Here is an 11,863-nt window from a genome sequence, read left to right as displayed (position 1 = left end):
ATGTATGATGTCATCGTTCCGCTGGAGCAGGAAGGCACAACCGCGAAGGTTCTGGATTGGCTGGTCCAGATCGGCAAGCGCGTCGCCGAAAACGATCCGCTGGTCGAGATCGAGACCGACAAGGTCACGCTTGAGGTTCCATCCCCGGTCGCCGGCGTCTTGACCGAGATCATCATTCCAAAGGGCGCGGATGCCCTGCCCGGCGCGGTTCTGGCGCGGATCGACACGGCCGCGGGCGGCACCGACGACGCCACGCCGATGCCCGCGACACCTGCCCCGGTCACAGAGGATCGCACTGACCCGCCCGCCGAGCGACATTCTCCGGCGGTGCGCAAAGCGCTGGCCGAGACCGGCCTTGATCCCGCGACAATCGAAGGCACGGGCCGCGACGGCAGGCTGACCCGCGACGATGTGCTTTGCGCGGCGAAGAAAGTGGAAACGCCCGCCCCGACACCCGCCGCCAATCCCGCCCCGCGCGCCGAGGGGTCGGACTTCGTGCCCCATGACCGGATGCGGCTGGCGATTGCGCGGAACATGCTGGCCTCGGTCACGCAGGCGCCGCAAGTGACGGCGGTGTTCGAGGCGGATTTCGGCCCGCTCATCGCCCATCGCAATCACCACAAGGCCGATTTCGCCCGTGATGGCGTGAACCTCAGCTATACCGCCTATATCGTGATGGCCTGCGTCGCCGCCATGCGCGCGGTGCCGCAGATCAACAGCCGCTGGCATGACGACGGGCTGGAGATCTTCCGCGACATGAATATCGGCATCGGCACCGCGCTTGGCGACAAGGGGCTGGTGGTGCCGGTGATCCGGCAGGCACAGAACCTGTCGCTGAAAGGCATCGCCGCCGCACTTCAGGACCAGACCGAGCGGGCGCGCAAAGGCACGCTGACCTCGGCCGATATGGCGGGGGGCACCTTCACCATCTCGAATCACGGGGTCTCGGGGTCGCTTCTGGCCGCGCCGATCATCATCAATCAGCCGCAATCGGCGATCCTTGGCGTCGGCAAGCTGGAAAAGCGGGTGGTGGTGCGCGAAGTGGACGGGGTGGACAGCATCCAGATCAGGCCGATGGCCTATGTCTCGCTGACCATCGATCACCGCGCGCTGGACGGGCATCAGACGAATGCATGGCTGACGGCCTTCGTCGAGGCGCTTCAGGGGTGGCGGGTCTAGGCTCGCCCGCCTTTCACGCAGCGCCATGACGCAAGCGTGATTCCCGCGCGGCGCGATCAGGCCGCATATTCCACAGATGCAAAGACGATCGCTGCTTCTGACTGCCGCTCTGACCCCGATTCTGGCCCCGCTTCTGGCCGCACCTCGGCTGGCGCGGGCCAGCCTGCCCACGATCCTGTCCGGCGCCGACACGCTTGGCCCGCTGCGCGCGGTTGCCATCTGGCGCGATGGCGACGCTGCGGGAGAGGAGATTGAGGCCAGAGGCTATCACGGCTTCACCCCGGATCGCCCGACGAATATCAAGTCGGCCTCGAAATCCATCGTCTCGGCGCTTGCCGGAATCGCCATTGATCGCGGCTTGTTGCAGGGCGCGGATCAGCCGATCGCACCGATCCTGCGCGACGATCTGCCCACCGATCCCGATCCGCGTCTGGCGCGGATCACGCTGGGCAACCTGTTGTCGATGCAGGCCGGGCTAGAGCGGCAATCGGGGCCGAATTACGGCCGTTGGGTCAGCAGTCGCAACTGGGTCCGGGCGGCTTTGGCCGCGCCGTTCACCCAAGATCCCGGCACGCAGATGCAGTATTCGACCGCTTCGACCCATCTGGTCTCGGCGATTCTCACCCGAGTTTCCGGTCAATCGACGATGGAATTGGCGCGGTCATGGCTGGCCGGGGTCGAGGGTTTCGCCATTTCCGGCTGGGACCGCGATCCGCAGGGAATTTATCTGGGCGGCAATCAGATGGCGATGAGCACCCGTTCGCTTCTGGCCTTCGGTGCGCTTTACGCGCGCGGCGGCAAGGCGGGCGGGCAGCAGATCGTATCCGAGCGCTGGATCGCCGAAAGCTGGGAATATCGGACGGCGTCGATCTTTACCGGACAGGGTTACGGCTATGGCTGGTTTCTGGACCGAATCGGTGGGCGCGAGGTGCGCTATGGCTGGGGCTATGGCGGGCAGATGATCTATGTCTTCCCGGCGGCGCGCGGCAAAGCGGCTGCCGCCATTGCCATGACCTCGGACCCCGATCAGCCCTCGGCGCGGACCGGCTATCGCAATGATCTGCACCGGCTGGCGCAGGAGATTGTCGAAACCTTGTGAAGCGCGAACAGGGCGCCGAAGCGCCCTTGTCGCATCATCACCGCGTCATCAGTCGATGAAATCGCCAGCCTGGAAGTTGCCCAGGTTGCCAAGCAGTTGGCCAATCAGCGAGATTTCGGTGACGCTGCCTTCGGTCACACGACGCGACAGCACCACGACCTGACCACGCTCCAGCCCGAACCGTTCGACATTCGACACGATGCCGTTCTGCGTGAACGAGATCGCGACCACCTGCCGCTCGATCTCGCGCGGCTCCATCGCGCCATAGTGCCGCCAGCGAGAGCCGACATAATACCAGCCCGACCCGGTCAGCAGGCCTTGGGCCGAAGGACGCCCGATCAGGCCCTGCAGTTCATCCATGGTGGTCTGCCCGACGACAATCTGGGTCAGATCGGTCTCGGGCGGGACATAGCCATGATTGCGATAGACCGCGGCGCAGGCCGATAGCCCCATCACGGCCACGAATGCCAGGATCAGAAGGTTCCTGAAGGCTGCCATGTAGGGTTCCTTTGCTGGGACGAGTTGACGCGGCCCGCCCGGCTTAGCAAACTCGGGCAGCACGCTCAAGAATATCAATCTTCGCGAGCGCCCTGGGCGAGAGATTCCGCCTGAAAAGACCTATTTAGCAGATCAGAGGCTTTCCCATGTCCAGCCCCAACCCGCAGCAGACCCGCCTGCGCGTGGCCCACCTTAACCCCCGCGCCCCTACCTCCTTCGCGCTGACCCCCGACGCCGAGACGCGCGAGGCCATCGCCGCAGAGCTGGGCATCAGCGGCCTTCCGAAGCTGGCCTTTCAGGGGGAAATCCGGGCCGAGGGCAATGATGCCTGGGCGCTGACCGGACGGCTGACCGCGCGTGTCGTGCAACCCTGTGTGGTCACGCTGAAGCCGGTCAAGACCGCGCTGAATGAGACGGTCGAGCGTCATTATTCCCCGCATGTGGCCGCGCCCGAGGGCGATGAGGTCGAAATGCCCGATGACACGCTGGAGCCTCTGGGCCAGTTCATCGACCTGTCGGCGGCGATGATCGAAGAGCTGGCACTGGCCTTGCCTGAATATCCGCGCGCCGATGGTGCCGAGTTCGAGGCGGAGGAAGGGGACGATGAGCCTGCGGATACGCGGCGTCCGTTTGAGGGTCTCGACAAGCTGTTGAAGGGTGGCGCGTCGGAATAAGGGCGAATCGCCGATAGGGTTGCCGGTTAAAGCAGAGGGCAGGGCATGTCCGCCGGATGGGCACAGCAACGGCCTTACATAGCACTTTATGGTGCAATCCCGTCGGACATCGCTGTTGCGTGCAACATCACCGAAGTGCCCGTCCGGTGGGGCGGACAGGCACTGCCCGGCGGCGCATTCTGCGCCTTGATTCCGGGCGGGCACTTCATCTTCGGCGGTGAAATATCCCGCCTCACGAATAGCCTGGCGAATCCCTGACCCTCTTCAAAGTTGCAATCGGGCCACAGAAATCCCGCTGATTTCGCCGTCCTCTCACAAGCGCCGCTTTCCCAAGCCCTTTCAACCATGCAATTACAAGGAAAGCTGCGCCCAAAGGGCTTGCGGGCACGTCGCTCATGGCGTATCTGCGCGGTTCATTTACGAATTCAAATCCTGTGGAGGCAGGCGCGCGTCCCGCGTCCACCCCCCGACAAACCGAGGTTGAGACATGGCTGTCCCTCAGAATCGCGTCACGCGCTCGAAGCGTAACATGCGCCGCGCCCATGACGCACTGGTCGCCGGTAACCCGAACGAATGCCCGAACTGTGGCGAGCTGAAACGCCCGCACCACGTCTGCCCGTCTTGCGGCCACTACGCTGATCGCGAAGTCATCGCGCAGGCGAACGAGATCGACCTGGACGACGACGCGGCCTGATAAGGGCGCGGCTTCCGCCAGATGACATCGGACGCAGCGAGCAATTCGACACCGCGCGCCCCCGCAGATGGGGGCAGCGTGGTGATTTCGGTTGACGCGATGGGCGGGGATCGTGGTCCCACCGCCGTTGTCGCGGGCATGGCCGAAAGCGCAGACAAGAACCCCGAGATCCGCTTCATCGTCCATGGCGACGAGGCGCAGCTTGATCGCCTGATCAAGCGCCGCAAGGTGCTGGCCGGTCGCTGCGATATCCGTCATGCGCCGGGCGTCGTCGCCATGACCGACAAGCCCAGTCAGGTGGCGCGCAAAGGCGCGGATACCTCGATGTGGGCGGCGATCGAATCGGTGCGCACGGCAGAGGCCGGGGCCGCGGTGTCCTGCGGCAATACCGGCGCGCTGATGGCGCTGTCGATGCTGCGCCTGCGCAAGCTGCCGGGCGTGAACCGTCCTGCCATTGCCTGCCTGTGGCCCTCGCGCAATCCGCAGGGCTTCAACATCATGCTGGATGTCGGCGCCGATATTCGCGCCGATGCGCCCGATCTGCTGCAATATGCACTGATGGGCTCTTCTTACGCCCGCAACGGGCTGGATCTGGAACTGCCCCGCGTCGGCCTGCTGAATGTCGGCACCGAAGAGCATAAGGGCCGGGCCGAGATGAAGCTGGCCAACGACCTGATCGCGGCGGCGGCAGAGGCCGGCAATTTCCAGTATGTCGGCTTTGTCGAAGGCGGCGATCTGCCCGGTTCGCAAGTCGATGTGATCGTAACTGATGGATTTACCGGCAACATTGCCTTGAAAACGGGCGAAGGCACGGCCAAGCTGGTCGGAGAATTCATGCGGGAAGCCTTCGCCAACTCGATCATGTCCAAATTCGCGGCCCTTCTGGCGATGACTTCGCTGAAACGTCTGCAGAAGCGCATCGATCCGCGCCGGGTCAATGGCGGCATTTTCCTTGGTCTGAACGGAACCGTCGTGAAATCTCATGGTTCTGCTGATGCGACCGGCGTGTCGGCCGCGATCAAGCTGGCCTTTCAATTGGCCAAGTCAGGTTTTCAGGACCGTCTGGCGGCCCGTGTTGCCCAAGGCAATGCGGTTTCAGCCGGGACGGATGTCGCGACAGAGTCGGGGGCAATATCGTAATGCGTCGTTCGATGATCCGGGCTACCGGATGTTACCTGCCCGATCAGATCGTCGAAAATAGCTGGTTCGAGGACAAGCTGGACACCACCGATGAGTGGATCCGCTCTCGCACCGGCATCGAGCGCCGTCATTTCGCCGCCGAAGGTCAGACCACCAGCGACCTTGCCTTGCGCGCAGCCCAGGATGCGCTGACCCGCGCCGGGATGGTGGCTGCGGATATCGACGGGATCGTGTTGGCGACCTCGACCCCCGACTTCACCTTCCCCGCTGTGGCGACGATGGTGCAGGCGGGTCTGGGCATGAAAACCGGCTTTGCCTATGACGTGCAGGCGGTCTGCGCCGGGTTCGTCTTCGCGCTGGCCAATGCCGATGCGATGATCCGCGCCGGGCTGGCAAGCCGGGTTCTGGTCATCGGGGCCGAGACCTTCTCGCGGATCATGGACTGGGAAGATCGCGGCACCTGCGTCCTGTTCGGCGATGGTGCCGGGGCGGTGGTTCTGGAAGCGGTCGAAGGGAACGGCGACAGCAATGATCGTGGCCTGCTGGCAAGCGATCTGAACAGTGACGGGCAGTATCGCGATCTGCTATATGTGGATGGCGGCGTCTCGACCACCGGGACCGCTGGGCATCTGCGGATGCAGGGCAATCTGGTCTTCCGCCATGCTGTCGAAAAGCTGGCCAAGACCGCGCATACCGCGCTGGACAAGGCCGGGCTGACGGCGGACGAAGTGGACTGGCTGGTTCCGCATCAGGCGAACCTGCGCATCATCAGCGCGACGGCGCAAAAGATGAACCTGCCGATGGAAAAGGTCGTGCTGACTGTGGCCGATCACGGCAATACCTCGGCAGCTTCGATCCCGCTGGCGCTGGCCGTGGCCGATGCCGAAGGTCGCTTCAAACCGGGCGATGTAGTGGTGACTGAAGCTATTGGCGGCGGCCTGAGCTGGGGTTCGGTCGTCCTGCGCTGGTGACAGCCACGACCCGTAAGGTGGGTTTCCAGCCCACATCCCCTATTTCAATTGCGAATCCTTGCTCCCGCGCCGGTTGATCCCACCGACCAGCCGATGCGCCTTATCGCGCCCGCCCTGACAATCGACGCACAGCTTCACACCGGGAATCGCCTTTCGCCGCGCCTCGGGGATCGGCTCATCGCACTCCGCGCAGAACGCCGCGCTTTCGCCAGCCGCCGCAAGCCGGGCGGCGCGTTCGCGCGCCCGTGCCACCGCCTCTGCGGTGCTGACCTCGATCTGTTCGTTCACCGCGTCGTCCCGCGCCCAGCCGCCAGCCATGCGACACCTCCGTCCGAATATTCGCGAATCTACAACATGGGCACTTTCGCCCACGCTTTCAAATCGTCGTGTATCCCCGCATGTTCGCCCGCAAGGCGATAGCCAGCCCGCCATGCTTTGTGTCAATTTCGTCGCAAACGGTGAGGCACGGGCAGGCTTGCGCGCATATTCGCGCATTCGCGTGCCTAAGCCACGGAATGGGAACGAAAACCCCGCTGTTCTCGTTGACAGGCAAAGCAAACATAACCATCCTGCGGGGATCAAAGAGGATAAATCATGAGCGACAAGACGCTGACCCGGATGGACCTTGCGGAAGCCGTATTTCGCGATGTCGGATTGTCTCGCCATGAATCAGCCCAGCTTGTCGAAAGTGTGCTCGACCACATTTCCGACGCTCTGGTGCGCGGTGAGCAGGTTAAGATTTCTTCCTTCGGCACGTTCAGTGTCCGCGACAAGAATGAGCGGATCGGCCGCAACCCCAAGACCGGGGAAGAGGTGCCGATCACGCCGCGTCGCGTGCTGTCCTTCCGGCCCTCGCATCTGATGAAGGATCGCGTGGCGGCCGGCAACAAGCGCTAGGACGGCGGTATGAGGAAGGGCGCGGAGGCATTCCGTTCAATTGGCGAAGTCGCCAAACTGATCGGCGTTGCGCCCCATGTGCTGCGCTATTGGGAAACCCAGTTCTCACTTCTCAAGCCGATGAAACGCCCGGACGGGCGGCGCTATTACCGCCCCGATGACGTGCGCCTTGCCGCCGGTCTGTGCGAGATTTTGCGTGACGAAGGCCTGACGATTCGCGGCGCCAAGAAGATGCTTGCCAAGGATCGCGGCCAATCCGTCCGCGCCCGCGGGGCCGAGCGTCTGTCCGAACTGGGCATTCTGGCCGAGCCTGATGCGGATGTCGAAGAGGTCGCTGATACCGCCGAGACCACGGCACAACCGATCATCGAAACGCCGTCGGAACCCACATTCCTGCCCGATCCTCCTGTGGCCCAGCCGCGCGAAGCCGCAGCCCAGCCAAACCGCCCACGCAAGCGTCGCACCCTGCCGGTCATCGGCGTCCTGCCGCTGTTTCCCGAACTGGACAAGGCACCCGTCGATGTTCAGTGGCTCGCCCGGCTGGTCTCGCTGTCCGAGGCTTTGCACGACACCCGCCCGCAGGATCGCGGCTGGCAGCGTGCGCGCCCCCTTGGTGCATCGCTGAACGATGCCATTGCCCGGCTCTACTGACCGCATTTGGTGCAGATTTCCGCAAACCTACCCTTGTGCAGCGCCTCGGCTTCGCTCTATATGACCGGCGTGTCGGGCCGTGGCGCAGTCTGGTTAGCGCGTCCGTCTGGGGGGCGGAAGGCCGCGAGTTCGAATCTCGCCGGCCCGACCATTTCGAAAACGCCCATCCCTTTGCGGGGGTGGGCGTTTCCTTATCCGCCCTTGGCCCCGGAGTGACCGTGATTGACGCAATCGACGCTTCCGACCAAGAGATGAGGGCAGTGCCCGACCGTGGGTGGGCACCGCATCAGTCGTCATGCACACTTTATGGTGCCGCCCCGTCGAACATTGCCGTAGTGTGCAACCTCACCGAAGTGCCCGCCCGTCCGGGCGGTCAGGCACTGCCCGGCGGCGCATTCTGCGCCTTGATTCCGGGCGGGCACTCTATCTCCGACACCCGATCAACTCAGGAACCACTGCCATGAACGGCGTTCTCCCCGACAGCGAAATCCTGACCCTGATCGACACCAGCGCAATCGCCGCCAGCCCCACCATTATCCCCGAACAAATCCAGCCCGCCTCGTTGGATCTGCGCCTTGGCACCACCGCCTACCGCCTCCGCGCCAGCTTCCTTGCGGGTAAAGGCCGCCGCGTCCTTGACCGCCTGCCCGATTTCCAGATGCACCAGATGGACCTGACCAACGGCGCCGTCCTTGAACGCGGCTGCGTCTATCTGGTCCCGCTGATGGAGCGTGTGACCCTGCCGACAGGCCTTTCTGCCGTCGCAAATGCCAAATCCTCGACCGGCCGCCTTGATCTTCTGACCCGCCTCGTCGCCGATGACGGGACCGAGTTCGACCGCCTTCCCGACAGCTATGACGGCCCGCTTTACGCCGAAATCTGCCCGCGCAGCTTTTCGGTCCTTGTCCGCCCCGGCATGCGCCTGAACCAGTTGCGACTGCGTCGGGGACAGGCGGTGCTGACCGACGACCAGTTGCGCGACCTCAACGCCCGCGACCCGCTGGTCGGAACCGGCCCGGCGCTGATCGATCAGGGTCTTGGCTTCTCGGTCGATCTGAAACCCGAGACCGGCGATCTGGTCGGCTACCGCGCCCGCCCGCATAGCGGCGTCATCGACCTTGACCGGATCGGCGAATACGACGCCCGCGAGTTCTGGGACGAGCTGCGCACAACCGAGGGTCGCCTGATCCTCGACCCCGGCGCCTTCTATATCCTCGTCAGCCGCGAATCGGTCGCCATTCCCGCCGATTACGCCGCCGAGATGGCCCCCTATCTCGCCATGGTCGGCGAATTCCGCGTCCATTATGCAGGCTTCTTCGACCCCGGCTTCGGCATCGGCGCAACCGGCGCAGGCGCACGCGGCGTGCTGGAGGTGCGCTGCCACGAAGCCCCCTTCGTGCTTGAGGACGGACAGGTCGTCGGCCGTCTGGTCTATGAGCGTATGGCGACGCGCCCCGACCGGCTTTATGGTGAAGGCATCAAGTCCAACTATCAGGGACAGGGACTGAAACTGGCCAAGCAGTTCCGCTAGGCGCATGATCCGTCCGCTGATCCTCGCCACTGCTTACCTGCTCTCGTTCAGCCCAATCGCCCATGCCGATTCCGCCGATCTGATCGACTTCCTTGCCGGTCAGGGCTGCGCCATCGGCCCTTCAACCCGCGCGGCGGCGATCACGGCAGGCTTCACCGAAGAACAGATCGACGGCCTTGCAGCACTGGCAAAGCCGGACCCCGAGACCATCGAAACGGGCGACTGGCTGGTCCTGCCGCCCTCGCAATGCACGATCCGCGTCCCGGTGATCGACCATGCGCTCAATCTCGACGATCCCGATGTGGCGCTCACCTTCAGCGATATCGATGCCCATGCGGCAGATGGCGACCCCGGCTGTTTCCTTGACAGTGACGCTCTGCGACGGGGACTGCGCCTGTCGCGTGGCTGGGACAACGACAGGGCGACCATCGAATACATCCGCCTTGTCGGCGCTTCGCTTGCGTCGGGCGACATGGCCTTCTACGGAGATAGCCCGCTTCGCACCCCGGTCGGTTTCAGCCTTCTTCGCGGCGACTGCGCCCAAATCCCGCAGATCAAAGAAATCCGCAACAGCCACCGCGTGCTCATCGAAAATTTCGACCACATCATCCGTGAGAATGCCAAGCTGCTGAATTGCACCGAAGACGCGCCGCCCAATTCCATGAAGTTCGATGACATCATCGCCAAACTTGACGGAAGACCAAACACCAATGCCTGGCTGTGGATGGAAGGCATGATGATCGTTCTGGCCGCAGGTTGGTACGAAGGCATGACCGGGACCGAGAAGGGCATCCCGCGTCCGCCGCTTTGCCACTACGGTGACAGCTAACCCGATCAGGCCGAACGCCGGGACACGATCCGCCGGATCAGCGCCTCATCCCGCTCGCGCTGCCCCGCCTCATACCGAAACAGCCACATCTGTATCGGATATTCCGCCGCGCTGATCTGATCGGCCAAGGCCGGATGCGTCTCGGCACAGCCGATCCATTTCTCGGTCAGCACCTCGTTGCTAAGATGCGCTGCAAGGCTATCCTTCGCGCGTCGGTCCAGCGCAGCGACGGCTTCGGCATAAGCCGCTTCGTCGGCAGAATCATCCAGCACATAATAGCTGCGAACATGCTTGCCCTGCGCCAAATCCAGCATCGTGTGCCACGCCGCCTCGCCATCCTGCCGCAGCAACCACGCAAAAAGCCCCGAAGGTTCGATCCGCAAAGCGATGAGGGCTTCGATCACCTCGCGCCCTACCTGCAACACCACCGCACGCAAGCGGTGTACAGCCTGTGCACAATCTGTGTACGCCCGTTGCATATGCTGTGCGGTCAAATCGCCAGCATTTGCTGGCCGCGCCAACACACCCTATTTCTCCGTTGCCAAATACCGAAAAGCAACGCCCGCCCCGTTGCGCGCGGCCTCAAAGAGGCGCTGTCTGCCACAGCCGAACCTTCAGCCCGCCATGCGCCACAATCGGCCCCGGCGGCAGAAACGGCAACCCGGTCGCCTTCGCCAATCCGGCCTCGCTGGTCACGATCCCCACCCGCCAGCCGCCAAACCGGCTGCGCAAAACATCACCCATCGCCGCATGAAGCCCGAACAGCGGCCCCTTGTTCCCGACCCGCGCGCCATAAGGCGGATTGATGATGACGATCCCCGCGGGTCCGTCAGGCCCGGTCAGATCGCTGATCGAAAGGCATGCGAAATCAATCACTTCCGCCACCCCTGCCCGTTCGGCATTCGCACGGCTCATCCGTATCGCGCCCGCATCCCGGTCACTGCCGAAGAACCGAACCAGCGGCTTCCGCAATGTGACGCCGTCCCGCAGCCCCTGCCACCGAGCGGCATCGAAACTCGCAAGATTTTCAAAGGCAAAGCTGCGCGACCGCCCCGGTGCAAGGCCCATCGCCATCTCGGCGGCCTCGATCGGAAACGTCCCCGACCCGCACATCGGATCCAGCACGGGCTGGCTGCCGTCAAACCCCATCTCGCGCAGGAACATCGCCGCCATCGTCTCGCGCATCGGCGCCTTGGCGACGGCCTCTTTATGTCCCCGTTTATGCAGCGATTCCCCGGTCGTATCGAGGCTGATCGTCACCAGATCATCCTCGATCCTGACCTTCACCACGATCCCCGCATCCGCCGCAATCGGCGCACCCAGTTCCTCGGCAATCGCGCGCTCGATCCGCTGGGTCGCCGCCCCGGCGTGATAGATTTTCGAGGCCCGCGTGACCGTCTCGACCTTCACCGGCAGATCGGCCCGCAGCACATCCTTCCACGGAAACTTGCGCGCCCGTTTATCCAGTTGTGCCAAATGCATAGCCCGGAAAGAGCCCACCCGCGCCAGCACCCGCGTCGCCCCGCGCAGCATCAGATTGGCCCGCCAGACATCCGCCCAGCCACCCCGGATGGTAATGCCGCCGGGCTGGATTTCGGGGGTCAAGCCAAGCTCGGAAACCTCGGCGGCCAGCGGCTGCTCCAGCCCCGGCGTGGCTACCAGAAAGATGTCAAATGGATCGCTCATCCGGCAGCCCTAGC

General features: G+C 63.9%; 14 protein-coding genes and 1 tRNA gene. 11 read left to right on the top strand and 4 right to left on the bottom strand.

Translation table 11 applies throughout. The features are described from left to right. Positions 1-1,179 (top strand): dihydrolipoamide acetyltransferase family protein, encoded by a 1,179-nt coding sequence (locus tag JJJ17_RS11030; protein WP_200686324.1) that lies wholly within the window; start codon positions 1-3, stop codon positions 1,177-1,179. A 76-nt stretch (positions 1,180-1,255) separates the two neighbouring features. Next, positions 1,256-2,278 (top strand): serine hydrolase domain-containing protein, encoded by a 1,023-nt coding sequence (locus JJJ17_RS11025; RefSeq protein WP_200686322.1) that lies wholly within the window; start codon positions 1,256-1,258, stop codon positions 2,276-2,278. 48 nt (positions 2,279-2,326) lie between these two features. On the opposite strand, the gene JJJ17_RS11020 is transcribed toward JJJ17_RS11025, so the two are convergent. Then, complete coding sequence (locus tag JJJ17_RS11020) at positions 2,327-2,776, bottom strand: outer membrane protein assembly factor BamE (RefSeq protein WP_200686320.1); 450 nt, start codon at positions 2,774-2,776, stop codon at positions 2,327-2,329. Positions 2,777-2,922: 146 nt separating this feature from the next. Between JJJ17_RS11020 and JJJ17_RS11015 the strand changes: the two genes are divergently transcribed. From JJJ17_RS11015 to JJJ17_RS11000, 4 genes are all read left to right on the top strand, one after another. Beyond that, positions 2,923-3,450 (top strand): YceD family protein, encoded by a 528-nt coding sequence (locus tag JJJ17_RS11015; RefSeq protein WP_200686318.1) that lies wholly within the window; start codon positions 2,923-2,925, stop codon positions 3,448-3,450. A gap of 487 nt (positions 3,451-3,937) precedes the next feature. After that, complete coding sequence (gene rpmF / locus JJJ17_RS11010) at positions 3,938-4,144, top strand: 50S ribosomal protein L32 (RefSeq protein ID WP_200686316.1); 207 nt, start codon at positions 3,938-3,940, stop codon at positions 4,142-4,144. Positions 4,145-4,165: 21 nt separating this feature from the next. Beyond that, the gene (gene plsX, locus JJJ17_RS11005; RefSeq protein ID WP_200686314.1) at positions 4,166-5,284 is read left to right on the top strand and encodes a phosphate acyltransferase PlsX; all 1,119 of its coding nucleotides are present in this window, start codon (positions 4,166-4,168) and stop codon (positions 5,282-5,284) included. Further along, on the top strand, positions 5,284-6,255 hold the full coding sequence (locus JJJ17_RS11000; protein ID WP_200686312.1) for a beta-ketoacyl-ACP synthase III: 972 nt from the start codon (positions 5,284-5,286) through the stop codon (positions 6,253-6,255). Before plsX ends, JJJ17_RS11000 begins: the two co-directional genes overlap by 1 nt. Before the next feature lie 39 nt (positions 6,256-6,294). Here JJJ17_RS11000 and JJJ17_RS10995 read toward each other — a convergent pair whose 3' ends face one another. Next, a complete protein-coding gene (locus JJJ17_RS10995) occupies positions 6,295-6,573 on the bottom strand; it encodes a DksA/TraR family C4-type zinc finger protein (protein WP_200686310.1) in 279 nt (92 codons plus the stop codon). Between the two features lie 276 nt (positions 6,574-6,849). Between JJJ17_RS10995 and ihfA the strand changes: the two genes are divergently transcribed. The 5 genes from ihfA to JJJ17_RS10970 all read left to right on the top strand — a co-directional run bounded on the left by ihfA (position 6,850) and on the right by JJJ17_RS10970 (position 10,163). Next, entirely contained in the window at positions 6,850-7,152 is a 303-nt protein-coding gene (gene ihfA, locus JJJ17_RS10990) for an integration host factor subunit alpha (protein ID WP_200686308.1), read from the top strand. Between the two features lie 9 nt (positions 7,153-7,161). Next, the gene (locus tag JJJ17_RS10985) at positions 7,162-7,803 is read left to right on the top strand and encodes a MerR family transcriptional regulator (RefSeq protein ID WP_200686306.1); all 642 of its coding nucleotides are present in this window, start codon (positions 7,162-7,164) and stop codon (positions 7,801-7,803) included. Between the two features lie 73 nt (positions 7,804-7,876). Beyond that, positions 7,877-7,954 (top strand) — tRNA-Pro (locus tag JJJ17_RS10980). Positions 7,955-8,263: 309 nt separating this feature from the next. Next, the gene (locus JJJ17_RS10975) at positions 8,264-9,334 is read left to right on the top strand and encodes a 2'-deoxycytidine 5'-triphosphate deaminase (RefSeq protein WP_200686304.1); all 1,071 of its coding nucleotides are present in this window, start codon (positions 8,264-8,266) and stop codon (positions 9,332-9,334) included. Positions 9,335-9,338: 4 nt separating this feature from the next. Continuing rightward, a complete protein-coding gene (locus JJJ17_RS10970; RefSeq protein WP_200686301.1) occupies positions 9,339-10,163 on the top strand; it encodes a hypothetical protein in 825 nt (274 codons plus the stop codon). A gap of 5 nt (positions 10,164-10,168) precedes the next feature. Here the strand turns inward: JJJ17_RS10970 and JJJ17_RS10965 are convergent, their stop codons facing one another. Together JJJ17_RS10965 and JJJ17_RS10960 are read right to left on the bottom strand one after the other, a co-directional pair. After that, the gene (locus JJJ17_RS10965; protein WP_200686299.1) at positions 10,169-10,567 is read right to left on the bottom strand and encodes a hypothetical protein; all 399 of its coding nucleotides are present in this window, start codon (positions 10,565-10,567) and stop codon (positions 10,169-10,171) included. Between the two features lie 178 nt (positions 10,568-10,745). Beyond that, positions 10,746-11,849 carry a THUMP domain-containing class I SAM-dependent RNA methyltransferase gene (locus tag JJJ17_RS10960; RefSeq protein WP_200686297.1) on the bottom strand — a complete coding sequence of 368 codons (1,104 nt, stop codon included), beginning with the start codon at positions 11,847-11,849 and terminating at the stop codon, positions 10,746-10,748. Positions 11,850-11,863: the final 14 nt, after the last annotated feature.

Source organism: Paracoccus caeni, assembly GCF_016629665.1.
Classification (GTDB): Bacteria; Pseudomonadota; Alphaproteobacteria; order Rhodobacterales; family Rhodobacteraceae; genus Paracoccus; species Paracoccus caeni.
This window is presented reverse-complemented; position numbering and strand designations above follow the sequence as displayed.

Coding starts and splice junctions, on each gene's coding strand:
- JJJ17_RS10975 (WP_200686304.1), top strand. CDS start 8,264: ATGAACGGCGTTCTCCCCGACAGCGAAATCCTGACCCTGATCGACACC.
- rpmF (WP_200686316.1), top strand. CDS start 3,938: ATGGCTGTCCCTCAGAATCGCGTCACGCGCTCGAAGCGTAACATGCGC.
- JJJ17_RS10960 (WP_200686297.1), bottom strand. CDS start 11,849: ATGAGCGATCCATTTGACATCTTTCTGGTAGCCACGCCGGGGCTGGAG.
- JJJ17_RS10995 (WP_200686310.1), bottom strand. CDS start 6,573: ATGGCTGGCGGCTGGGCGCGGGACGACGCGGTGAACGAACAGATCGAG.
- JJJ17_RS11015 (WP_200686318.1), top strand. CDS start 2,923: ATGTCCAGCCCCAACCCGCAGCAGACCCGCCTGCGCGTGGCCCACCTT.
- JJJ17_RS11020 (WP_200686320.1), bottom strand. CDS start 2,776: ATGGCAGCCTTCAGGAACCTTCTGATCCTGGCATTCGTGGCCGTGATG.
- plsX (WP_200686314.1), top strand. CDS start 4,166: ATGACATCGGACGCAGCGAGCAATTCGACACCGCGCGCCCCCGCAGAT.
- JJJ17_RS11000 (WP_200686312.1), top strand. CDS start 5,284: ATGCGTCGTTCGATGATCCGGGCTACCGGATGTTACCTGCCCGATCAG.
- JJJ17_RS11025 (WP_200686322.1), top strand. CDS start 1,256: ATGCAAAGACGATCGCTGCTTCTGACTGCCGCTCTGACCCCGATTCTG.
- JJJ17_RS10970 (WP_200686301.1), top strand. CDS start 9,339: ATGATCCGTCCGCTGATCCTCGCCACTGCTTACCTGCTCTCGTTCAGC.
- ihfA (WP_200686308.1), top strand. CDS start 6,850: ATGAGCGACAAGACGCTGACCCGGATGGACCTTGCGGAAGCCGTATTT.
- JJJ17_RS10985 (WP_200686306.1), top strand. CDS start 7,162: ATGAGGAAGGGCGCGGAGGCATTCCGTTCAATTGGCGAAGTCGCCAAA.
- JJJ17_RS11030 (WP_200686324.1), top strand. CDS start 1: ATGTATGATGTCATCGTTCCGCTGGAGCAGGAAGGCACAACCGCGAAG.